At 37.4% G+C, this 21602-nt stretch carries 25 protein-coding genes, 1 tRNA gene and 2 pseudogenes; 6 read left to right on the top strand and 22 right to left on the bottom strand.

What is annotated here, in order from left to right:
* Positions 1–319: 319 nt before the first annotated feature.
* The 5 genes from AO843_RS20380 to AO843_RS20400 form a co-directional block, all read right to left on the bottom strand.
* Positions 320–1147, bottom strand: a complete 828-nt coding sequence (locus tag AO843_RS20380; protein ID WP_054612908.1) for a M23 family metallopeptidase — start codon at positions 1145–1147, stop codon at positions 320–322.
* A gap of 201 nt (positions 1148–1348) precedes the next feature.
* Positions 1349–2764, bottom strand: coding sequence for a hypothetical protein (locus AO843_RS20385; protein WP_054612909.1), 1416 nt, complete (start codon positions 2762–2764; stop codon positions 1349–1351).
* A gap of 673 nt (positions 2765–3437) precedes the next feature.
* Positions 3438–3947 (bottom strand): ClbS/DfsB family four-helix bundle protein, encoded by a 510-nt coding sequence (locus AO843_RS20390; protein ID WP_054612910.1) that lies wholly within the window; start codon positions 3945–3947, stop codon positions 3438–3440.
* Between the two features lie 301 nt (positions 3948–4248).
* Positions 4249–4950, bottom strand: a complete 702-nt coding sequence (locus AO843_RS20395) for a hypothetical protein (RefSeq protein WP_054612911.1) — start codon at positions 4948–4950, stop codon at positions 4249–4251.
* Positions 4951–5243: 293 nt separating this feature from the next.
* Positions 5244–5477 (bottom strand): DUF3953 domain-containing protein, encoded by a 234-nt coding sequence (locus AO843_RS20400; protein WP_054612912.1) that lies wholly within the window; start codon positions 5475–5477, stop codon positions 5244–5246.
* A 384-nt stretch (positions 5478–5861) separates the two neighbouring features.
* Here AO843_RS20400 and AO843_RS20405 point away from each other — a divergent pair, with 384 nt between their 5' ends.
* Positions 5862–6203: a DUF7668 domain-containing protein gene (locus AO843_RS20405; protein WP_054612913.1), complete on the top strand. Its 342-nt coding sequence runs from the start codon at positions 5862–5864 to the stop codon at positions 6201–6203.
* Positions 6204–6232: 29 nt separating this feature from the next.
* On the opposite strand, the gene AO843_RS20410 is transcribed toward AO843_RS20405, so the two are convergent.
* Positions 6233–6646 (bottom strand): hypothetical protein, encoded by a 414-nt coding sequence (locus tag AO843_RS20410; protein WP_054612914.1) that lies wholly within the window; start codon positions 6644–6646, stop codon positions 6233–6235.
* Positions 6647–6843: 197 nt separating this feature from the next.
* Between AO843_RS20410 and AO843_RS20415 the strand changes: the two genes are divergently transcribed.
* Positions 6844–7095, top strand: a complete 252-nt coding sequence (locus AO843_RS20415; protein ID WP_054612915.1) for a hypothetical protein — start codon at positions 6844–6846, stop codon at positions 7093–7095.
* A 431-nt stretch (positions 7096–7526) separates the two neighbouring features.
* Here AO843_RS20415 and AO843_RS20420 read toward each other — a convergent pair whose 3' ends face one another.
* A complete protein-coding gene (locus AO843_RS20420; RefSeq protein ID WP_054612916.1) occupies positions 7527–7781 on the bottom strand; it encodes a hypothetical protein in 255 nt (84 codons plus the stop codon).
* Positions 7766–7915, bottom strand: a pseudogene (locus AO843_RS24235) (RusA family crossover junction endodeoxyribonuclease); the annotation flags it as partial. The gene AO843_RS20420 and the pseudogene AO843_RS24235, both read right to left, overlap by 16 nt.
* Before the next feature lie 212 nt (positions 7916–8127).
* Between AO843_RS24235 and AO843_RS25630 the strand changes: the two are divergent.
* Both AO843_RS25630 and AO843_RS25635 read left to right on the top strand, forming a co-directional pair.
* Positions 8128–8340, top strand: a complete 213-nt coding sequence (locus AO843_RS25630; protein ID WP_369814444.1) for a tyrosine-type recombinase/integrase — start codon at positions 8128–8130, stop codon at positions 8338–8340.
* A 93-nt stretch (positions 8341–8433) separates the two neighbouring features.
* Positions 8434–9075, top strand: a pseudogene (locus AO843_RS25635) (tyrosine-type recombinase/integrase); the annotation flags it as partial.
* 172 nt (positions 9076–9247) lie between these two features.
* On the opposite strand, the gene AO843_RS20430 reads toward AO843_RS25635, so the two are convergent.
* Positions 9248–9321 (bottom strand) — tRNA-Arg (locus tag AO843_RS20430).
* Positions 9322–9544: 223 nt separating this feature from the next.
* Between AO843_RS20430 and AO843_RS20435 the strand changes: the two genes are divergently transcribed.
* Both AO843_RS20435 and AO843_RS20440 read left to right on the top strand, forming a co-directional pair.
* Positions 9545–10291, top strand: coding sequence for an SDR family oxidoreductase (locus AO843_RS20435; protein ID WP_054612918.1), 747 nt, complete (start codon positions 9545–9547; stop codon positions 10289–10291).
* 94 nt (positions 10292–10385) lie between these two features.
* On the top strand, positions 10386–11036 hold the full coding sequence (locus AO843_RS20440; RefSeq protein WP_054612943.1) for a hypothetical protein: 651 nt from the start codon (positions 10386–10388) through the stop codon (positions 11034–11036).
* A 27-nt stretch (positions 11037–11063) separates the two neighbouring features.
* Here AO843_RS20440 and AO843_RS20445 read toward each other — a convergent pair whose 3' ends face one another.
* The 13 genes from AO843_RS20445 to AO843_RS20500 form a co-directional block, all read right to left on the bottom strand.
* The gene (locus tag AO843_RS20445; protein WP_054612919.1) at positions 11064–11753 is read right to left on the bottom strand and encodes a YqjF family protein; all 690 of its coding nucleotides are present in this window, start codon (positions 11751–11753) and stop codon (positions 11064–11066) included.
* 58 nt (positions 11754–11811) lie between these two features.
* Complete coding sequence (locus tag AO843_RS24245) at positions 11812–11985, bottom strand: DUF2639 domain-containing protein (protein ID WP_197278971.1); 174 nt, start codon at positions 11983–11985, stop codon at positions 11812–11814.
* Positions 11986–12085: 100 nt separating this feature from the next.
* Complete coding sequence (locus AO843_RS20450; RefSeq protein ID WP_054612944.1) at positions 12086–13546, bottom strand: protein adenylyltransferase SelO; 1461 nt, start codon at positions 13544–13546, stop codon at positions 12086–12088.
* 124 nt (positions 13547–13670) lie between these two features.
* Positions 13671–14174, bottom strand: a complete 504-nt coding sequence (locus AO843_RS20455; RefSeq protein ID WP_054612920.1) for a metallophosphoesterase — start codon at positions 14172–14174, stop codon at positions 13671–13673.
* Between the two features lie 17 nt (positions 14175–14191).
* Entirely contained in the window at positions 14192–14785 is a 594-nt protein-coding gene (locus AO843_RS20460) for an XTP/dITP diphosphatase (RefSeq protein ID WP_054612921.1), read from the bottom strand.
* A gap of 1 nt (position 14786) precedes the next feature.
* Positions 14787–15536 carry a ribonuclease PH gene (gene rph / locus AO843_RS20465; protein ID WP_054612922.1) on the bottom strand — a complete coding sequence of 250 codons (750 nt, stop codon included), beginning with the start codon at positions 15534–15536 and terminating at the stop codon, positions 14787–14789.
* 131 nt (positions 15537–15667) lie between these two features.
* The gene (gene racE / locus AO843_RS20470) at positions 15668–16465 is read right to left on the bottom strand and encodes a glutamate racemase (RefSeq protein WP_054612923.1); all 798 of its coding nucleotides are present in this window, start codon (positions 16463–16465) and stop codon (positions 15668–15670) included.
* A gap of 10 nt (positions 16466–16475) precedes the next feature.
* Complete coding sequence (locus tag AO843_RS20475) at positions 16476–16928, bottom strand: MarR family winged helix-turn-helix transcriptional regulator (RefSeq protein ID WP_054612924.1); 453 nt, start codon at positions 16926–16928, stop codon at positions 16476–16478.
* Between the two features lie 74 nt (positions 16929–17002).
* Entirely contained in the window at positions 17003–17224 is a 222-nt protein-coding gene (locus AO843_RS20480) for a helix-turn-helix domain-containing protein (RefSeq protein WP_004226437.1), read from the bottom strand.
* Between the two features lie 185 nt (positions 17225–17409).
* Positions 17410–17877 (bottom strand): acyl-CoA thioesterase, encoded by a 468-nt coding sequence (locus AO843_RS20485; protein WP_369814443.1) that lies wholly within the window; start codon positions 17875–17877, stop codon positions 17410–17412.
* 246 nt (positions 17878–18123) lie between these two features.
* Positions 18124–18903: a succinate dehydrogenase iron-sulfur subunit gene (gene sdhB / locus AO843_RS20490; RefSeq protein ID WP_054612926.1), complete on the bottom strand. Its 780-nt coding sequence runs from the start codon at positions 18901–18903 to the stop codon at positions 18124–18126.
* 5 nt (positions 18904–18908) lie between these two features.
* Positions 18909–20663 carry a succinate dehydrogenase flavoprotein subunit gene (sdhA, locus tag AO843_RS20495; RefSeq protein WP_054612927.1) on the bottom strand — a complete coding sequence of 585 codons (1755 nt, stop codon included), beginning with the start codon at positions 20661–20663 and terminating at the stop codon, positions 18909–18911.
* Positions 20664–20729: 66 nt separating this feature from the next.
* Positions 20730–21338 carry a succinate dehydrogenase cytochrome b558 subunit gene (locus AO843_RS20500; protein WP_054612928.1) on the bottom strand — a complete coding sequence of 203 codons (609 nt, stop codon included), beginning with the start codon at positions 21336–21338 and terminating at the stop codon, positions 20730–20732.
* Positions 21339–21602: the final 264 nt, after the last annotated feature.

The raw sequence follows: 21602 nt of genomic DNA on the forward strand, positions 1-21602 counted from the left end.
TTCGGCATTGATTTACCAAATATTGAAAATGAAAGAGAAAGAAAAATGACAAAAGTCATAGAGAGTGAACTTCTCGATGGCTTTTGTCTACAGTCTGAAAGCCCACTAATAGGTGGGCTTTGAATCAATATTTCAATATTTTATTCAACCCACGCAGAAAGTGTCCCACTAAATGTAGCAGACCAACCATTTCCAGATGCTACAACACTCTTTAATTTTAGAGTACCTCTATACCAATAACCACCAGTATACTCTTCATAATAACGAGTCTCTGGTACACTGTTGAATGGCGCTACAATATTTAAAATATCTTTTAATTCTAGTTTTTAGTTACTAATACTTGATCAGCTTTAACCCATTCTGCACCTAAATTGTACCAACCGTCTTTAGCTGCATGCACTTTATAAGTTCCTGGTGCTAATTGGCGTTTAAATGCTCCGTTAGGAGAACTATACGTATTAATAGTAGATGTAACAGTTGCATGGTGATTAGCAATAGTTCCATAAGCATTGTGGATATAGCCAGATCCAACATTATAGAATAGAGTTCCATCAGCTGCATATTCTCTTTGACCATACACTTTGTATTTTCCACCAGCTTCAAGTTGGCCGATAATTTCATATCCAACATTTTTGAACACATTTGCTTTCTGAGTAATTGTAATCGTTGCCCAAGTTCCATCATAAGTATGGTAGCTAACTGTTGGCTTGTCTCCGTTTAAATAAGGCATAGGGTCTACCGCCTCTGATTGAGACACTCGTGCCTTTTCATATATTTCAAAGTGCACGTGTTGACCAGTTGAACTCCCACTGTTCCCCATAAGACCAATTTTATCACCTTGATTTACAGTTTGACCAACAGAGACACTAATAGATTGTAAATGAGCATAAAGTGTATCATATGTTTTCCCATTAATACTGTGTCGAACTATTACATAGTTTCCATAACCACCATTACACGTATTACCGATAGAACCATTATTAGAACAACCACCAATGGCTTTATTAATCACACCCGTAGTGGAAGCGTGTACCGGTACATTGGAGCTACTATTTGCAATGTCAACTCCATAATGCATTGAACCACTTCTCATGCCATAAAGGCTTGTATAAATACCTTCAGCTGGTTTTATAAATACCTGTTTCATCAAACATTCTCCTTTTTTGAACTTTCTATATTTTAGTAGTATTAGATTGAATAATATATTGATATTCTTTAAGTAATAACCAAAGATATATATTGAAAATAATACCGAGTTAATAGAAAAAGCCCATTACCAATTAAGCTAATGGGCTTAAATTTTTTAATTTCTTTCCTCTATAACATAGTGATTCTTTCTACACTTGTTTTAAAGTGTTGTTATACCACTATTCATTGCTCCTGCTAAACCTTGAAGGATACGGGATGCACCAGCTTCTGCTTTCACACCGGTATTAGTTGAAACAATGTTATATGGAAGTGCTGCTGAACCTGCTTTGTTTGCAATTGCAGAAGTCAATTTACCAGAGGTTACCAGAGTGTGACCACCATACCAAGCTGCTGTATATAGATAAGCTGTTACTGAAGCTGGATCACCGTTATGTTCTACTAAAGTATTAAAATTTTCATTAGAGGTTTTAATCTGCCCTGGTGTCGGTATATTTACTGAAGCAAAGTGTTGATAAGCTGCTAAAGCATAACCAGACGTTGGAACAGATGTAACCGGTTTTGTAGCGTCCGGACTACCAGCCTTAAAGTTTGGAAGACCAATTTCATAAGAACAACCGTCATTTATAATTTGAGTATTGTAGTAGTTCATGATTTCTGCTGCTGTTTGTTGACAAACGTGAGAACTTAAAGCTACTGCATTTTTGAATTGAGGTATTTTTGTAGTGTCACCTAATTCAGCAATTCGATAAGCACGAGCCGCAAGGTTAAGACCCCAGATAACGAATGAGTTGTAACCAGAAGATGGGAAATACCCTCGTATTTGGTCAATTTCACTCCCTGTACCATTATCACCCGCACGGCCTGCACCGATATTTACACAAAGTTCAGTTAAACCGTTGTTTCCACGAGAATTACCGTATGATTCACGTAGGCGTGTACACATTTGTGTGAACCAAGCGCTTAAGTCCGAATAGATTGCATTACCAGCACCGTTAATAGCTGCATTGATAAAGTGAACTGCACCTAAACCAAGAGTTACACCATTAATTCCTGTTTTAGCATGTTTGGTACCAACTAATGACCCAGTACTAACTGTTACACCATTACCATTTGCTAGACGTACATTTTTATAGCTATTTAGACCCATAAAAGTAGTGTAGGACTTGCTAACGTAACCAGTAAGTGCTGAACGTAATTCTGTTTGAGTTACCGGACGAGATGAATCAGCTTGTGTATACGAAGCCATATTAGCATCTTTTGCAAGAGCTAACGCTGCATAAGCACCTAAAGCTAAAATTGGATTTTCTGGACCTTCTTCAGATGGCTTAGCTGGGTTAATAAATGCTTTGTAATTGATTAAAATACGGTGAATACGAGTTAAGATTTGACCACGAACTGTCGCTGAAGATGCATTAGAGTAAAGAGATGTCAAGAATAGCAATTGACTTCCAGCGCGTTGTCGTTTAACTCCTTCTGATTTATCTAATGTAACAAAAATGTCATGGAAGTTAGTTTTTGAGCCTGAATCTGCTGCCAAACGTACTGCACCATCTCCCATAATATTAGTAAAGATTTTTTCTGCTTCTGTTTTGACTGTAAATGCCAAAGATATCATCCCCTTATGTTTTTATAAAAAGCTCCCTTTGTTAAGAACATTTGTTCTTGTTCTTATTATAGAACAAATGTTCTTATTTAGCAAGGTAATTTATTCATTTAAAGTTAAACAAAGAAAAAATGTTGTTCTCAGCTCGTAAACAAAAATTACAAAATAAAAACCCAGGCTCAAAATTAATTGAGTACCTGGGCTCTACATTTTTTCAGATGGGTGATTTTAAAAAAATATCTATATTCAGTTATTACCTTAACCAGAAGAAAAGGTTATTGAGGTTTTCGATGTTTCTAACAAATCAAAATTGCATTAATACTGAATTACTTCTGTTTTCAATGATGTTTAATTCTTGAATTAATTCATCTATATTATTGCGTTCAAAATTAAAAGTACTGTCATTAATAAGCCCCAACCACCTACGAGCCATGATACAACTCCACCTACTGTGCTAAGTAAATACTTTAATGTTTGTTCCATTTATCCACATCCTTTGCCCTTTTTTGTATAAATAAAAAGCCATGAGAAGCATCGAGAATCAGTACCATGTACCGTTGCCCATCTCGATTCCTCTCATAGCATAATAAAAGCCTTCCACAATTATGGAAGGCTAAAGAATATCCATATTGTTTGTTACTAAACAATATCGAACAAAAGAACATCACTTCTTTTTCAAGAATATTTAAAGGTTAATCTTCTTCCATTTACGAATTTTCGTTCTGAAGTTTGTAAATGGAGCAACTGAATTAATATGAACCCATTTCCAAACAGGCCAATTAGCTTGGGTTTTTGCCCAACGTCTTTGATCAACTTCAAACAATTCCTTCTCTGATAGAGTATTTACCCACTCACATAAATTAGTGACAGCTTCATTAAGCATTGATTGTTGCTCTTTCAAAGAGTACTCTCCATATTGTTCATAAAAAGAATTGTACAATCCACCTAGATTATTCCACTTATAACCTTCTGCTGGCGTATGTACTTCTTCTCCCTGTTGTTCTTTTTGCTCCCAGTGAAGCAAAAGATTTATCCACCCAAGTTGATAAGAAAGGTTTTCAGATGCGGTTTTATCAACTTCTTCAATCCGTTTGTCTTTCAAAACTTCTGGTATATCATCAAATTCTGCAATATATTTTTTATACTTTTCGTTAATCGTACTAATCAATTCTTCTTTGTCAGCATACTGTCTCACTTTATTCCCCCTCTCTTCCATCTATTTTATAAGTTCCGCAAAATTGAATGATTTCCTTCTAAAAATGGCAATAAAAATAACGCTAAGCCTATGCTTGCGCTTCTGTTTGAGTGTCTAATACAGGTAGCACACTAATTATGATGTGCTTATTGATGATAGCCCCACCGATATTCACGAAATTAATTTTTTGATCATTTAATGTGGCCGTAAATGCAGTTTCATCAAACTCAGCATTTGTTAAGTTAATTGCTTGTCCGTTGTTTAGTTGTACTTGATAATCATAATATCTATCTCCTTTTGTTTAAGTTAGTTTCACTGAACCTACTGTTGAACCATTTACTTGTACAAATAGATTTCCGTTAGAATAAGAAATACCAATACCTGATGAATTAGCCCTTGCTAAACCAGACACTGATGTTGTTTGTGGTACACTTAACGAGCCGTAGATAGTATTTTGACCATTCATTTCGTTAGATGATCCGTTCAGTCTAACGTTTAATGATGATAGTTCCTTATAACTTCCGTTATATTGAATAACTGAGCCTGAACCGAATACAACCGATTTAGAGCCACCACCATATTTACCTAAATATAGATTGTTTCCTACTGTGGCGTCTGTTCCAATGTTAATTGTGCCACCCTCGATATTCCCAGCATAAATAGTACCCATATCACCACTAAGATCTGATAGAACCCTTACAGCACCAACCAAATTAATTTTAGAAGCTTGAATCCTAATTGTCGTTGATGTTTGATTAATCAGTGACGCAATAGTATTTCCGTTGTAATCTGTTTGAGAAACCTTACTACTGATTTGACCAACTTGTTGGACAATTGAACTCTCAGCTGTACCAAGCCTTGAGTCAATATTTGACACCCTTGTTGATATTTGACCAACCTCAATAGACAATGATGAAACCTGTGTCAGTGTACTATCAGCTTTTCGTTCTACCCTTGTAACCTCAGCTGTTATACTATCGGCACGAATGTTTAGTTGAACCACTTCATTAGTTATTCGATTGTTTACACTTAAATTAATATTGTCAGCTTTAATATCTATAGCTGCAATACTATGATTGATACGCTTTTTTAAAAATTAAAAAGCCTCCATCCGAAGATGAAAGCTTAAATATTATGGTAAATTGTCGAGTGCTCACTTTTGACATCGTGGTAGAGCGCACCACGTTATTTTGTAGCAAATTGTGTTGAGTGCATTTCCGTGCACTTGTTGCTGTAGTAAGTTTGACTGAATTAAATGGAAAGTGGATGAAGTTCACATATAAACCACTCCTTTATTTATCTCCATATGAAACTTTGAATTGATGCATATGTTGAAAATAAAAATACTCCTATTAGAAACAAACCATAACCTTTTCTCTTACTTTGAAATTCTCTAATTCCTAAGGTTAACATAGATAAACCTAAGAAGAATATCATTAGGAAATTCAGCTGGTAATCACGTGTAATAAGTCCATAAGCTGAAAGAGATATTGCTATGATAGCAAAAGCAATTGGTAAAATTTTCAGCATAACTTTCCACTCCTCTTTAAATTTCATCTATATTTATCATACTAAAAAAAGATGTTTATGTAATTTAATGTAAATTTATAGCCCTTTATATTAATTAAGATACCTAATCTCTTAAAAAATATGGGCCGGCTCATGTATGTCTTGCTCCGAACAAATTTGCTCAGCGCTGGTCGGTCGTCGGTCTGTCTTTCCCTAATATTTAGGTTTTTATAAATACCAAGTGAAGAAACATTTACCTGTTCGACCTCCCCATTAGTTTACAACTCTCATTTTCTTTTTACCTAATGTTGAAAGTATGGAAACTTTGGCAAGTATGTAATTTGTAGATTGCTTATGATAATATTAAATTAGTTAAATTTACCATATTATTAGAGGAGCTTATTAATGACATTAGAAGAAAAGATAATACAATTAACTAAAGAAACACTCGTTGATCTAGTAAACTTTCGTTACGAAAAACTTAAAGAAGAGAATAAAATTAACGATGAAACTGAGAAGTTATTAAAAGAAGTTATTTCAATGCAAGGTACTCTTACTTTGCCCCCTAGTGATGAAGAAATGGACATAGATGTGTACGAATACAATGATGATAGTGGCTTTGGTTCTGAAGTACGCTATCTATGGTTTGATGATGAAGAAATCCCTATAGTACTTCATTGCGAAGCTAAAACAAATGCTGAAAAAACTCAGGTAACTGAATTTTATATCGAAACAATTGATGCATAGGAAAAAGGGGCAATCTAGCCCCCTTATCGTTACCCCATCATCTGTTCTACGATACTTTCCTTATTGTTTTGAATATGTGTATGACTTAACCCCATATTTTGACCTATCCAACGCTTAGAGCGCCCGTCCAACATCCAATTCAATACCTGTACCTCTCTGTCACCAGTAACCTTGTCGACAAGCTTTTGGACCTCTAACAACTTCTTCTCATACTCAGCAACACGTTTGATGTTCTTAGAACGTCTAATAGCCTCCTTCATAATTGGATCACTTACGCCACCTGCTGCCTTGGGTAGTGTAGCTTCGATTCCATACTGTTCCGTTTTTGCCCCTATAACCATTTCTGCTCGCATTTCTTTGATGGCGTTAACCATCCAGTAGTAGTCTGTAATCATTGAATCTAAAGCATCTGGTGTAGTCGTTAGTGTTCTTTCTTTTAACATAGGTTTGCCCTCCTAGGTTGTGTTATAATGGAGAAGTTAGAACCGTCAAAGGGCATAACCAATTCGAGCTGTAGCGACTGCAAACGCTGCGGCTTTTTTATTTAACAACTCAAATATTTACTATTTATGGAATTTATGTTTTTTGATAGAATTTTTATAGGTTACCAACCAAATACATAAATATTGGAGTTGATATTATGGCAAATGAAGTTTTAACAATCTCGGCTGGAAGTATTGAAACCGGAGAAACTGACGTTAAAGTTACGATTGAAGGTGATTCTGAAATGCCTTTCTGGAATCACGATCTTAAAGTAAAAGCCATTCTTGCACTATTAAATTCAATAGACATTAAGCATTACTACGAAGATAATATCCAAGACAAAGGGTTTGAATCTGCTAAAGAAATTATTAACAGTACAAGGTCTGCCTTTGGCCTTGATTTATTTTAATTTGCTGTAGCGTGTGACTACGCTACGGCTTTTTCTTTTCTATTTACTGCACATTTTCCTCATATTGTTCAGTTAAATCATCATGAATACTAATACACCTTGTTCGATTAAGCGCCATATTGTATGATGTATTTAACAAATATTAGGAATCGACATGATTGATTCAACAGTATTTTTAACTATTTCTTAAAAAGGTGGTTTTTAATTGAAAACAATAGCTGGAACTATCTCTTTGTCTGTTTCTTTTACTTTATTCATTTATTTATTTGGACTGAAAATGGAACATTCAATTAAATATGATTCTGGTTTCTTCTTTTTCCCTATAATTTTACTGATACTTTCTTTCATTTTCTTTAGAATAGATTTTAGGAATAGTACAAAAAAATAACTATAAATTCTTTTTTCATACATTAATTACTGCACAATATCTTTCAACTAACCACTTTCCTCTTCCCTAACAATCCACCAGCTCTAGGTTCAATTCGTCCTGCTATCTCAAGGTCCAAAACAATTAAAGCTACATTAGCGTTGCTGATTAAAAATCTTTGAGCAATTTTATTGATAGCCACGCCTGCATTCCAAAGACTGATAAATATCTCGATTTGTTTGTTTGTAAAATCAAACTTCATATTTTCATGAGCCTTGCCAGTGAATAAGATGTATCGACTCTCTACTTTTGGTGCCATTCTATCGTCACCTCAGCCCTCGGATTATCCGAATACCACTTGCGAGCAACTAACTCTGTCACGTGGCTATCGTCATGCCATATAACCTTGCTTAAACCGTCTTTAATGCCCTTTGCTAATTTGTCGATGTCTGGTTTAGTTGTTGGTCTTAATTCACCGTTTAATGCCTGCTGTAGCTTTTTCTTGCTGTTGCAACATGGGGTATGTACAGAAAATCAGCAAAAATAAATTCAAACTTATCGCTGATTTAGGTTATCGAGGTAATCGTCGGATTCGTAAAATTAAAAATGTAGAAGCTAAAAGCGAAAAATAAGTGATGCGCCTACTAATCCTGTTTGAAGAAGAAATGAAGCAAAATAAAGATGTCTATTTTAGTGATATTGAATCTATCACTTTAAATAATCTTTTTCCACGTTGGAAAGAAAATTACGCAAAACAACATTATAGCGCACGATCATTTCATGATAATTGTACACACTTAGAAAAACGTATTCTGCCGATTTTCGGCCAGATGAAATTAAAAGATATAAAAAAAGTGGATGTAGTGTTTTTTGTTTGAGATTTACAACAGAAAAAACAAATATTGGATGGTGAAGAAGGTGAACTAGCTCCCTCAACCATCCATAACATTTACAAAGCATTCGCCAGTATTATGAATGTAGCTGTTGAGTGGAATTTAATTGAAGAAAGCCCTTGTAAAAACATAAAGTTACCAAAACTTAAATACGAAGAAGGTAAAGCTTATAACGAAGAACAAGTTAAATTACTGTTTGAAAGATTAAATAATAGAGAGACTGCTGAAAAACGATTGTTAGTTAAACTTGCTGTCTTAAGTGCTGCTCGACAAGGTGAACTAGTAGCCATCGAAGAAAAACACTTAAACATAGAAAACAATACCTTATTAATAGAACAGGCTTTAGTTAATTTAATTGGAGAAGGAATCATTGTAAAAGAAACGAAAGGTAAAAGAAAACGAGTAGTGACTATTCCTTCAAATATCATGAATGATTTAGTTACACTTGCTGCAGTAAAAAAATATCAATTAGGAGAAGCTGATGACGAGCGAGAATGGGAGGGACATATTTTTCTTTTCTCAAATGAGTTTGGTAAACCTTATCGTCCAGATTCAATAAGTCAGTGGTGGGATCGTTTTATGAAAAGGAATCCTGATTTACCTAGAATTCGTTTTCACGATTTAAGACATACTTCAGCTACCCTATTAATTCATGCTGGTGAACATCCTAAGGTTATTCAGTCGAGATTAGGTCATTCTAATATCACAACTACCATGAATACTTTTGGACATCTTTTACAAGAAACGGATCAGCGAGCAAGTTCCCACTTTGATAAACTTTTTGATGAAAAAGATTTATTTGGGCACCTCTTGGGCACCAAACAAAGAATTATACATTCTTGCATAAAAATAAAAAGCCTTACAACCATTGTGGCTGTAAGGCTTTGCTTGACGTCCCAGGAGGGATTCGAACCCCCGACCGACGGCTTAGAAGGCCGTTGCTCTATCCTGCTGAGCTACTGAGACATGATGTCGTTTCTTATGTATTCCATAGGAAGGACAATATTTATTATATGTATTTTATAGCGTAATGTCAACATTAATTTTACTATGTAGGTAAGGTTTCCCTCATCTATTGTTTATCATATGTTGGCACCATATAGATTATACCATTTCTTTGCCTTATGGATAGTAAGAACATGAAAATATTTGTTAAAATATTGGCGAGAAATCACTGGGAGGTATGGAGATGTTTAAGGATTCGGTTGTAGTTGTTACTGGTGGTGCACAAGGGATTGGCCAAGGCATTGTTCTTGCTTATGCGCGACAAGGTGCGAAAGTGGTGATTGCTGATATAAATAAGGACTTAGGTCAACAATTAGAAAAGGATTTACTAGGTCAGGGATTCTCGGTACTCTTTGTTCATACAGATGTGGCAAAGGAACAGGATATCGTTTCTTTAATGCAACAAGCCGTCGAATATTATGGCTCGATTCATATATTAATTAATAATGCAGGGAAGTTTCAGCATATATCTCCTTATGATATTACGTTTGACGAGTGGAATGATCTCTTACAAACGAATTTAACGAGTGCCTTTTTCTGTGCAAGAGAGGCTGCGAAAGTGATGAGGAACAATGTCAAAGGGGGTTCAATAGTATCCCTAGCCTCTACTCGAGCTGAAATGTCTGAGCCTTATACCGAGGCTTATACGGCTACAAAAGGTGGGATTGTGGCATTAACACATGCTTTAGCACGTTCATTTGGTCCTGATCAGATTACCGTGAATTGTATTTCGCCTGGGTGGATTGAGACGGGCAATTATGAGGAACTTCGTCCGATAGACCATGCCCAGCATTTGTCAGGAAGAGTGGGTGTGCCAGATGACATTGCACAAGCCTGCCTCTATTTAACAAATCCACTGAATGATTTTGTTACGGGCATTAACTTAACTGTCGACGGTGGTATGACGAAGAAAATGATTTACGAGGATTAATGTCATATCTCCCTCCTTTTCTTTCATTGTTTTCATACATAGAGTTACCCAGGAGTATGCTAGTGTAGGAGAAAAAATGAAAAGGAGTGAGGTTTTGTACCCTTATTCAAATGGATTTTCATTAAACCAGTTGTATCAAGCTTCATCTCCCCAATACACAGCACCAATTCGTCATTTTTTACGTTCAAATGATAATCGACGCTGTATCAGTAAAACTGAAGCGGATTATATGGCCATGAATCAGTTACTTTGGATGGAGCATGTAAATTGGACACGAATGACGATCATTAGCATCGTTTTCAATTTGCCCGATTTACCTTTTGTACAACAACGCTTGTTACGCAATGCGACTGATTTAGGTAATTGTCTCCGTCCCTTTTATGGTGACTCTATAGCGGATCGATATACAGCTTTAATTAAAGAGCATCTTCTGATTGCTGCTCAGTTAGTAACTGCGGCTGCCAAAGGAGATGCTGCCACAGCAGAGGCAAAAGAAAGAGATTGGTATCGTAATGCAGACGATATCGCACATTTTTTGCATACGATCAACCCTTATTTAAGTAGAGAAGCCATACAAAAAATGTTTTATATGCATTTGGCTTTAACAAAAACTGAAGCTGTGACTATGATTCAAAAAGATTATCAAGCCGATGTAGACATATTTGATGAAATTGAGGCAGAAGCCCTTGCGATGTCAGATATGATTGCCAGCGCCATTGTCATGCAATTTTGTTATCTCTTTTAATGAGCTCTCACTTTACAAAAACAAGGTCTATTTTTTGAGAGATCTTGTTTTTCGCTGTTCTATCACTGGGGGAAACACTCTTGCCACTTTTTTCTTTGCATAATGCGCTATTGGTGGCGTCCCTTGAAAAGTTCCCTTCATAAAAGACGCTAGAGTATTGCTTTGAATCGTTGCTTTAGCCTGTTGTAATTCCCATGGTGCATGTTGGATATCAATACGAAATAATGTATCTTCCCATTTTGCCCATGAATGATAACGTTCTACTAGCCATTGGTCAAAGTTGGTTTGGGTGTTCTTTCCTAGTTTAAAAGACACCCTCAATCTTTCATCTAACGCTTTATAATAGCTTGTGTAGGCATAATAATTGTCCCTTTGTTTTACTAAAATTTTTGAATAACGATATGGTAAACTGCCTAATGCTGTAATTTTTGAGAAGAAATAATTTGTTACATCTAAATGAAAAAAATAAATTCCTTTTTTGCCGTTAAATTCAACATATGTTCGGACATTCAATTGTAAGTAGGTATTCATACCAGGAAAAGATGGTAGGAATCGTAATCGATGCCCCTGGACTTTAAAAAGGACGGCACTCAGCCAGGCATTATGTTCAAATAGATCTAGCTTTAGTTCTGAAGGTATATGTTTTTCTAGTTCTTGAGGTGACAACGGCCAATGTAAAAATAGTACGTCTTGCCATGTTTGTGACATCATCCACATAGTAAAACTCCTTTCTAACATCATTTTTTCCTAGAAAGGAGTTATTCAAACATATTGGCTATTTTTGATCTTGCTCTGCTGTTTCTATCTCTACATAGCGATAATATAAATTTCGTAATTCAGATTCTTTATATAACCCTAAATGATTTTTAAATTGAGGATGCACGATAATCCCATTTGCTCGCAACTTTTTTACAAACCAACCTTTTGAATATTTATGCACCAAATCCATTCTCCTTTACCTTTATTCATATATAGGGTATGCGCTTGGATTCTGTAGGGTGCCATTGCATAATAAAAAAACGAGTGGCGCATTGCCGCTCGTTTTTAACTCATGTGCCACAAAAAGTACGATATGGTTGATTTGACGGTTCTGGTAATGAGGAATATTCCTGTTGTTCATTCGTGTGAGCAAATGGCTGGGCCAGAGCTTTTACTAATTTGTTCATCACACTATAGTCTCCTCGCTCTACAGCCGCTTCCAATGCTTCTTCAACCCTATGATTGCGTGGAATAATAGCAGGATTATGTTGACGCATCAATTGCTGTGACATGTCTATAGTTTGCGGCTGTTTCGCTAATCGTGCGAGATATTTTTGATACCAATTTTTAAATGCTGGCGATTTCCATAACACAGTTTTTTCAATTTGATCAAAGCTTAAGGCGATAAATGTATTGGTGTAATCCGCTTTGTGTTGTTGCATGAGTTGCAGAAGTTCTTCCATAAGCTCCATATCCCCTTGTTCTTCATCAAATAACCCAAGCTTTGCGCGCATTCCTTTCAGCCAGTTTTGGACGTACAGCTGTGGGTATTGTTGTAAGGTTTCTTGAGCAAGTTCAATGGCCTGCTCTTGATTTTCATGAATTAAGGGAAGTAACGCCTCTGCCAAGCGTGTTAAGTTCCAGCCACCAATGTTTGGCTGGTTCCCATACGCATAACGCCCTTGTCGATCAATCGAGCTGAACACTGTCGCAGGATCATAGGTATCCATGAAGGCACAAGGGCCATAATCAATGGTTTCCCCACTAATGGTCATGTTATCTGTGTTCATTACACCATGAATGAAGCCAACTAACTGCCACTTCGCTATAAGGGAGGCTTGTTTCTTGATGACTTCCTGCAACAAATATAGATAGCGATTTTTGTCTTCTTGATAATCTGAGAAATGACGTTCTAATGCATAATCTGCTAAGAGCTGAAGCTCCTCGTCTGTTCCCCATTGCGCTGCATATTGAAAGGTTCCTACCCGTAAATGGCTGCTTGCAATTCTCGTAAGGATTGCACCAGGTAGTTCAGTTTCACGGATAATCGTTTCGCCTGTATTCACTATCGCTAAACTTCGGGAAGTTGGAATCCCTAGCGCAAACATCGCCTCACTAATGATGTACTCCCTAAGCATAGGTCCTAATGCGGCCCTTCCATCTCCACCACGAGAATAAGGCGTTCTACCGGAGCCTTTTAGCGCTATATCAAAGCGTTCATTAGAAGGTGTTAATTGCTCCCCATATAAAAGAGCTCGGCCATCACCTAACATATTAAAATGACCAAATTGGTGTCCTGCATAGGCCTGTGCAATAGGAATACCACCTTCAGGGGCCATATTACCCGCAAATACCTCTACGCCCTCTTCGCCTTGTAAAGCATGAATATCTAATCCGAGTGATGTAGCGACAGCTTCATTTAACAGTACTAATTTTGGTGAGCGAACAGGGTTTAATGAAATATCAGAATAAAAAATACTTGGTAGTCGAACATAACTATTGTTCATATTCCAGCCAATTGTCTTTTCCATGTTTTCTCCTTTGTTACCTTTTCCATATATTTTTTCTATTTCAACATCATTCATGCCTAGTCAATTTTACCACCCAACATAAAAATCCGCTTACTTTAGGAGTAATGCGGATTTTTTGCTCGTATTAATTTCGTTGGAATGTATGACTCGACATCCATTGTTGGCCATCTGCCCAGAATTCCACTTTATAAGCCGAATCCTCTATTTCAAGAACAGCAAAGCTTTTTTCTTTGCGCCCCCGTGGTTTTAATAAGCTTCCAGGATTTATAAATAAGATATCATCAATCATTTCAGCGCCGAGAATATGAGAGTGACCGAAACAAACGATTTGGGCATTCAATTCTTTTGCACGATAGGTTAATGACAACATGGAATCTTTCACATTGAATAAATGGCCATGCGTCACAAAAACTTTTACATCATCGACCGTGAAAATTTCTTCCTCAGGAAAGGCTTTCTCCCGATCACAGTTACCTCGCACTTTTTTCATTCCCTTTAATGCATCATGTACGAAAGGAAGCTCGCTATCTCCACAATGTATCAGAAGATCTATTTCAGGATAAAAGCTTCTGACTTTGTCGATGACATGGCTATCACCATGTGTATCGCTCATAATAAGTATTTTCATGGATACCACCTCTTATCCTATTTTATAAGATTCGGCAATTTCTCCTTCAACTTGCGAATGGCATTACCTCGGTGAGAAATAGCGCCTTTTTGCTCTGGCGTAAGCTCAGCCATCATACGATCTAGGCTTGGAACAAAGAAGATTGGATCATAGCCAAATCCATTCGAACCACGTTTTTCGTGTCCAATCACACCCTCGCATGTGCCAAATACTGTCGTCGTATCAAAATCTGGACCTGCAATGGCAATGCAGCAGCAGAAACGAGCGGTACGTTTACTATCTTCTACACCCTGTAAGTTTTCTAACAGTTTCACCATATTCGCTTCATCATCATGATCACCAGCATAGCGAGCAGAGTAGACTCCAGGCTCACCATTTAATGCATCTACTGCTAAACCACTATCATCAGCAATGACAATTGTGCCAAGCGCTTTCGCTAAGGCTTCTGCCTTTAAGATCGCATTTTCTTCAAATGTTGTCCCTGTTTCTTCTATTTCCATTTCAGGTGCGACTTCAAACATTGTCACTACTTCATACCCAAGTGGACCAAATAATGCTTCGAAATCCTTTGCTTTTCCTTTATTTTTTGTTGCGATTACTACCTGTTTCATCTTATTGATTCCCTCCGACCATGTTGGCTTGTTCAGCAAGCGCTGTTTTTTGAAGTTCAACTAATTGCTGGATGCCTTTTTCACCTAATGCTAATAATTCATTCAGTTCTTCACGAGAGAATGTTGCCTCCTCCCCGGTACCTTGTAATTCGACAAATCGCCCTGCACCTGTCATGACAATATTCATATCAACGGCTGCAGCTACATCTTCTACATAGTTTAAGTCTAAAACGGCACCCTGTTCTTCTACGATACCTACACTAGTTGCGGCTAAAAAATCTGTTACTGGAAACTTTACGAACGGCTTTTCTTCCGCAAATTTAGCAATTGCCTGTGTCATCGCAACAAATGCGCCTGTAATGGAGGCTGTACGAGTGCCACCATCTGCTTGAATAACATCACAATCGATCCATACTGTACGCTCTCCAAGGGCCTCTAAATCAACCACAGCACGTAATGAACGCCCAATTAAACGTTGAATCTCCATCGTACGTCCATTAACTTTCCCACGAGAGGATTCACGTGGTGTTCGTTGAGCTGTTGCACGAGGTAGCATTGAATATTCAGCTGTGATCCAGCCTTTCCCTTGCCCACGTAAAAAACCAGGAACCTTGTCTTCGATTGTTGCTGTGCAAATTACTTTCGTATTTCCTACTTGAATTAAAACGGAGCCTTCCGGATGTAATAAATACTCACCATCCATTTTTACAGGTCGCAGTTCATCTGCCATTCTTCCATCAAATCTTGTCATATATATTGTTCCTCCTAAAAGCTTTCGCGCACTCATCTTATCATAATTTATTTCTTCAAAAAAGTACTCAATGATTATGTAAACTGCTGAAAACGGCAAAAATCAGCCTAGCCCATTGCTAAGCTGATTTTTTATTTTAATGTAATACGTTTTATGTCGAGAGTACCTTGCTCCAACCAATTTTCAGCGATTGACCGGAAAATTGGAACAGAACCAGTTGCAAAAAATTTATGAGCAGGCACTGTATATGCATTTGCTAAAGTGCCGTTAAAAGCTAGCATTTCTTGAACATCCTTTGCTGTTTCCTCCGCAGAAGATAAAACATTCACATCTTCTCCAACCACAGCTTCAATTTGTTTTTGTAGTATAGGGTAATGTGTACATCCTAAAATAACCGTATCAAATTGTTGATTTTTCAACGGCTTTAAGCCTTCTGCTATTAACTTAGTTGCAAAGTCACCTTTATATTCGCCACTTTCGACAAGTGGAACGAATGTTGGACAAGCTAGTGGAATAATATGTGTTGACGTATTGAGTGACAGTAAGGCTTCTTCATACGCACCACTTTTAATTGTTCCTTCTGTTGCAAGCACAACGACTTCATGTCGCTTCGTTTTCTTTACAGCTGCACGTGCGCCAGCATTTATAACGCCTAGTACCGGAAAAGGCATATTTCTTTGTAAACTTTCGAGTGCTACTGCAGTCGCTGTATTACAAGCAATAACGAGCATCTTAATATTCAATTTTTCTAGTGCTTTCGCCATTTGCCAGGTGAAATTTCGTACTTCCTGACGGCTTCTTGGACCATATGGACACCTTGCTGTATCGCCAATATAATAGATCGTTTCGTTTGGCAATCGCTTCATAATTTCTTTTGCTACGGTTAAACCGCCTACTCCTGAATCAATAACGCCTATCGGGGCATTCATACTTTCCGCCTCAATCCTGTTTCATGTGTACATGTAGTTTTTCTAGGTAGCTTGATAATTGCGCGACTTCTTGCTCATTAAAACCAATAAGCATCTCTTGCAAATATTGCTGTCTTTTTTCTATAACCTCTTGAATAATACGTTCTCCCTTTTCGAGAAGATGAACAACAACGACACGGCGGTCATTTTCATCACGCATACGCTTGACTAATTCATTTTTCTCCATCCGGTCCACTAAATCTGTTGTCGTACTAAAAGCTAAATATAAACGGTTTGATAATTCGCCAATTGTAATATCACCAAGCTCTTCTAACCACTGTAATGCAACAAATTGTGGCGGCGTAATCGCATAGTCGGAAACAATTTCTCTTCCCTTTTGCTTCACGATGGCCGCTATATAGCGTAATTCCTTTTCAACCGTTGCAACGGTTTCAGGTGAGTGTTTTGTTACTTCATCCGACATATAACTATTTCACTCCTAAAAATACGTTGAATAGTTCTATTTTGTCGTTTTTTTCACGAAATAGCAAGTGTTCATTAGTCTAATTTAAATTCTTCTAAGCGTAACAGCTCAATTAACGCCTGAGATCGATTCGTTACACCTAGCTTTTGAATTGTATTGGAAATGTGATTTCGCACTGTTTTTTCACTAATACCAAGCTGCTCTGCAATATCTCTCGTTGTTTTTTCAGCTAATAAAAGCGCAAATATTTCACGTTCTCGGTTTGTTAAAAGAGAACGATGATGAGAGCCATTCATTCAGTTACACCCTCCTCCCCCGCACGTATTGTAACTTATGTTAAGGGGCTTGAAGCGGTGACGGCTATTTGCATGATTATTACATGTTTCCTTAAAAATTTCGGAAATTGCTCCGACATTTTCATAAATTTTATGTAAAACATAACGCTTACCATTGTCATTTTTATATATTATAGCGTTATTCCTTAATGGGGGATAATTTCCAGCCTAATCAAATGAGCTCTTTCTTCTGTTGAAATCGGCACACTTTTACCTGTTTGAGGGTCCATTTGCACAATCGTTCCACGACCTGTAAAGCAAATTTCATTTCTTTGATTTTTCGTTAGATAATGAATGTCCATCGATGAATTTCCAACTTTCGCTATCTTTGTGTAAATTCGGAGCACGTCATCAAAGAAAACCTGCTTCACATAATCACATTGTAAATCAGCTACTATCGGTATACTCTTCACATTCTCATGTGCTACTGAAGGCATCAAAATACCCAAATGTCGGAAATAATCAATTCTTGCTTGCTCGAAATATGTAAAGCTTACAGTATTGTTCATGTGCCCAAACATATCTGTCTCTGAAAATCGTACACGCACCTCGCTAAAAAAGGAAAAACTCTTTTCCCACTTTTCTAAATCTTCAATATAACTTGCTTTCATCATAACACCATCCCTATAATTTATTTGCCAGCTTTTTCAGTAAGTTATGACGGCAAATAAGTAATGAATACAAATTCATTATAAAAGAAAATGCTATACTATCATAGGAAAAACCATAATACTCTTATTTTATTCCCAAAATCTCTTCCCTTTTAATAGTATGCAATTTCTTGCAACATGCTCACTATGTTTATATCACTATAAAAAACTCCCTCACACAATGTGTAAGGGAGTTCAGCTTGTCCGATATTAGTCTACGTAGTGGTCAGAACCGAAGAAGTTACGGAACATTTGCACTGAAGTAGCACGGTTTAATGAAGCGATTGATGTTGTTAAAGGAATACCTTTTGGACATGCAGCAACACAGTTTTGAGAGTTACCACAGTTCGCAAGGCCACCATCCCCCATAATAGCATTTAAACGTTGGTCTTTAATCATTGCACCAGTTGGGTGAGTGTTGAAAAGACGTACTTGTGATAATGGAGCTGGTCCGATGAATGAAGCTTTTTCAGATACGTTTGGACATGCTTCCATACATACACCACAAGTCATACATTTAGATAATTCATAAGCCCATTGACGTTTACCTTCTGGCATACGTGGACCTTCACCTAAATCATAAGTACCATCGATTGGTACCCATGCTTTCACTTTTTTAAGCGCGTTGAACATACGTTCACGGTCAACTTGTAAGTCACGAATAACAGGGAATGTCTTCATTGGCTCCAATTTAATTGGCTCAGTCAATTGGTCAACAAGTGTAGAACATGATTGACGTGGACGGCCATTAATGACCATTGAACATGCACCACAAACTTCTTCTAAACAGTTCATATCCCATGATACTGGCGATGTGTTTTCACCATTTTCAGTAACAGGATTTTTTTGAATTTCCATTAAAATAGAAATTACGTTCATACCATGACGGTAAGGCACTTGGAATTTTTGCCAGTAGCTATCGCCGCCCTGTGTATCTTGACGTAAGACTTCTACTTTAACCATTCTTCCAGTATTAGCTGAGATTTGCATAACTTTTAGTCTCCTTTCGCAGAGTAGTCGCGTTTACGTGGTGGGATTAAAGAAACGTCGACTTCTTGGTACGTGATGATTGGATTACCAGTAGTTGGGTCAAACTTCGCCATTGTTGTTTTCAAGAATTGCTCGTCATCACGATTAGGGAAATCAGGTTTATAGTGCGCACCACGAGATTCATTACGTAATAATGCACCTTTTGTCATTACTTTTGCAAGCACTAACATATTTTTAAGCTGACGTGTAAAGTGTGCGCCTTGATTACTCCATTTTTGCGTATCGTTGATGTTGATGTTACTCCAACGCTCAGTAAGGTCATCAAGTTTTTTCAATGTATCTTCAAGCTGATCATTGTAACGTACTACAGTCATTGTAGCAGTCATCATTTCACCAAGCTCTTTATGAAGTAGGTAAGCGTTTTCTGTGCCTTCCATTTTCATGATAGCTTCCCATTTAGCTTGCTCTTCTTTCACACGAGCATCATAAATGTCTTGTGAAAGATCTTCAGCGTGCTTTTTAAGGTGTTTTACATAATCTACTGCGTTTGGTCCTGCAACCATACCGCCATAGATAGCAGATAGTAATGAGTTCGCACCAAGACGGTTTGCACCATGTTGAGAGTAATCACATTCACCTGCAGCAAATAGACCAGGAATTTCCGTCATTTGATTGTAATCAACCCATAATCCACCCATTGAATAGTGAACTGCTGGGAAAATTTTCATTGGTAATTTACGTGGGTCATCCCCTACGAATTTTTCGTAGATTTCGATGATACCACCAAGTTTAACGTCTAATTCATGTGGATCTTTATGAGAAAGATCTAGGTATACCATGTTCTCGCCATTGATACCAAGTTTTTGATTTACACAAACATCAAAAATTTCACGTGTTGCAATATCACGTGGTACTAAGTTACCATAAGCTGGGTATTTTTCTTCTAAGAAGTACCAAGGTTTACCGTCTTTATATGTCCAAATACGACCACCTTCACCACGAGCTGATTCTGACATTAAACGGTTTTTGTCATCTCCAGGAATCGCTGTTGGGTGAATTTGAATGAACTCACCATTCGCATATGAAGCACCTTGTTGGTAAACGATAGAAGCAGCAGAACCTGTGTTAATAACAGAGTTTGTTGTTTTACCAAAAATAATACCAGGGCCACCAGTCGCCATAATAACAGCGTCTGCACGGAATGATTTAATTTCTTCTGTACGCATATCTTGTGCTACGATACCACGGCAAACGCCGTCTTCATCGATAATAACACCAAGGAATTCCCAGTGTTCATATTTATTTACTAATCCAGCTACTTCATGAGAACGAACTTGCTCATCAAGCGCATATAGTAATTGTTGACCAGTTGTTGCACCAGAGAAAGCTGTACGGTGCATTAAAGTACCGCCAAAACGACGGAAATCTAATAATCCTTCTGGTGTACGGTTGAACATAACACCCATACGGTCCATTAAATGGATAATGCCAGGTGCTGCATCACACATACCTTTAACCGGTGGCTGGTTCGCTAAGAAGTCCCCACCGTATACTGTATCATCAAAGTGGATCCATGGAGAATCCCCTTCACCTTTAGTATTTACCGCACCATTAATTCCGCCTTGCGCACAAACAGAGTGTGAGCGTTTTACAGGAACTAATGAGAATAAATCAACTTCAGTACCAACTTCAGCTGCTTTAATCGTTGCCATCAGACCGGCAAGACCACCGCCGACAACAATTATTTTGCTTTTCGCCATGATTATTTCTCACTCCTCTTAAAAAATTGCATTGATTGCATATGCTCTATCGCAGCTTCTATTGAATTATGCGAAAGCTAAAATAGCAGCAATACCAACTACACTTAGAATTACGAAAATGATGTTTGTTACGTAAGTAGCAATCTTTTGAGCCTGAGGAGATTGTGTAATACCCCAGCTTACTAGGAATGCCCATAAACCGTTAGATAAGTGGAAAGTTGCTGATAAAATACCAACAATGTAGAATCCAAGCATGAATGGATTAGCAACGATATTCGCCATCATGTCGTAATCAACGTGTGTACCAAGCGCTTTTTGAATACGAGTTTGGAAAATATGCCATGCAATGAAAATCACTAGGAATACACCTGTGAAACGTTGTAATGAGAACATCCAGTTACGGTAAGTGCTGAAACGTCCTGTGTTTGGTGTAGCAGTGAATGCAATGTAGACACCATAGAATGCGTGGAACATCAATGGAATATAGATGACAATCCATTCAACTAGGATAAGGAATGGAATCTTTTCCATTACTGCGGTAGCATCGTTATAACTTTCTGCCCCGCCTGTTGCTGTAAAGTTAATGAACAGGTGCATCGTTAAAAACAGACCTACTGGTATGATCCCAAGTAGAGAATGTAAGCGACGCCATAAAAACTCTCGATCTTTCGACAAGACTGTTACCCCCCTTAGTACTTAAAATAGCACAACAAAAGAAGTCATCATTTTGTAAATGATACTCCATTGACTGTGTATTTCATCATGGTACAATATTATGACATGTTTATTGTACTCTCAAGAGCTACGAGCGTCAAGGCAACTCAGAGTTTTTCATAGAGCTTATTAAAGAACTAATCTAGTACATGATGCGTCGTTTTTTCTCGAAAAATCTACCATTACTTTATTAACGTTAAATTATAAGAAAATTCTAAGAAAGAA

Source organism: Lysinibacillus sp. ZYM-1 (assembly GCF_001308875.1).
In the GTDB taxonomy this organism is placed as follows: Bacteria; Bacillota; Bacilli; order Bacillales_A; family Planococcaceae; genus Lysinibacillus.

Excerpts from the sequence above, each read along its gene's own strand:
- AO843_RS20445 (WP_054612919.1), bottom strand. The coding sequence starts at position 11,753 with ATGTGGATGATGTCACAAACATGGCAAGACGTACTATTTTTACATTGG.
- AO843_RS25630 (WP_369814444.1), top strand. The coding sequence starts at position 8,128 with ATGAAGCAAAATAAAGATGTCTATTTTAGTGATATTGAATCTATCACT.
- sdhB (WP_054612926.1), bottom strand. The coding sequence starts at position 18,903 with ATGCAAATCTCAGCTAATACTGGAAGAATGGTTAAAGTAGAAGTCTTA.
- AO843_RS20435 (WP_054612918.1), top strand. The coding sequence starts at position 9,545 with ATGTTTAAGGATTCGGTTGTAGTTGTTACTGGTGGTGCACAAGGGATT.
- AO843_RS20480 (WP_004226437.1), bottom strand. The coding sequence starts at position 17,224 with ATGAATGGCTCTCATCATCGTTCTCTTTTAACAAACCGAGAACGTGAA.
- AO843_RS20405 (WP_054612913.1), top strand. The coding sequence starts at position 5,862 with ATGACATTAGAAGAAAAGATAATACAATTAACTAAAGAAACACTCGTT.
- racE (WP_054612923.1), bottom strand. The coding sequence starts at position 16,465 with ATGAATGCCCCGATAGGCGTTATTGATTCAGGAGTAGGCGGTTTAACC.
- AO843_RS20485 (WP_369814443.1), bottom strand. The coding sequence starts at position 17,877 with ATGATGAAAGCAAGTTATATTGAAGATTTAGAAAAGTGGGAAAAGAGT.
- AO843_RS20450 (WP_054612944.1), bottom strand. The coding sequence starts at position 13,546 with ATGGAAAAGACAATTGGCTGGAATATGAACAATAGTTATGTTCGACTA.
- AO843_RS20400 (WP_054612912.1), bottom strand. The coding sequence starts at position 5,477 with ATGCTGAAAATTTTACCAATTGCTTTTGCTATCATAGCAATATCTCTT.
- AO843_RS20460 (WP_054612921.1), bottom strand. The coding sequence starts at position 14,785 with ATGAAACAGGTAGTAATCGCAACAAAAAATAAAGGAAAAGCAAAGGAT.
- AO843_RS20410 (WP_054612914.1), bottom strand. The coding sequence starts at position 6,646 with ATGTTAAAAGAAAGAACACTAACGACTACACCAGATGCTTTAGATTCA.
- sdhA (WP_054612927.1), bottom strand. The coding sequence starts at position 20,663 with ATGGCGAAAAGCAAAATAATTGTTGTCGGCGGTGGTCTTGCCGGTCTG.
- AO843_RS20415 (WP_054612915.1), top strand. The coding sequence starts at position 6,844 with ATGGCAAATGAAGTTTTAACAATCTCGGCTGGAAGTATTGAAACCGGA.
- AO843_RS20380 (WP_054612908.1), bottom strand. The coding sequence starts at position 1,147 with ATGAAACAGGTATTTATAAAACCAGCTGAAGGTATTTATACAAGCCTT.
- AO843_RS20420 (WP_054612916.1), bottom strand. The coding sequence starts at position 7,781 with ATGGCACCAAAAGTAGAGAGTCGATACATCTTATTCACTGGCAAGGCT.
- rph (WP_054612922.1), bottom strand. The coding sequence starts at position 15,536 with ATGACAAGATTTGATGGAAGAATGGCAGATGAACTGCGACCTGTAAAA.
- AO843_RS20385 (WP_054612909.1), bottom strand. The coding sequence starts at position 2,764 with ATGATATCTTTGGCATTTACAGTCAAAACAGAAGCAGAAAAAATCTTT.
- AO843_RS20455 (WP_054612920.1), bottom strand. The coding sequence starts at position 14,174 with ATGAAAATACTTATTATGAGCGATACACATGGTGATAGCCATGTCATC.
- AO843_RS24245 (WP_197278971.1), bottom strand. The coding sequence starts at position 11,985 with ATGGATTTGGTGCATAAATATTCAAAAGGTTGGTTTGTAAAAAAGTTG.
- AO843_RS20475 (WP_054612924.1), bottom strand. The coding sequence starts at position 16,928 with ATGTCGGATGAAGTAACAAAACACTCACCTGAAACCGTTGCAACGGTT.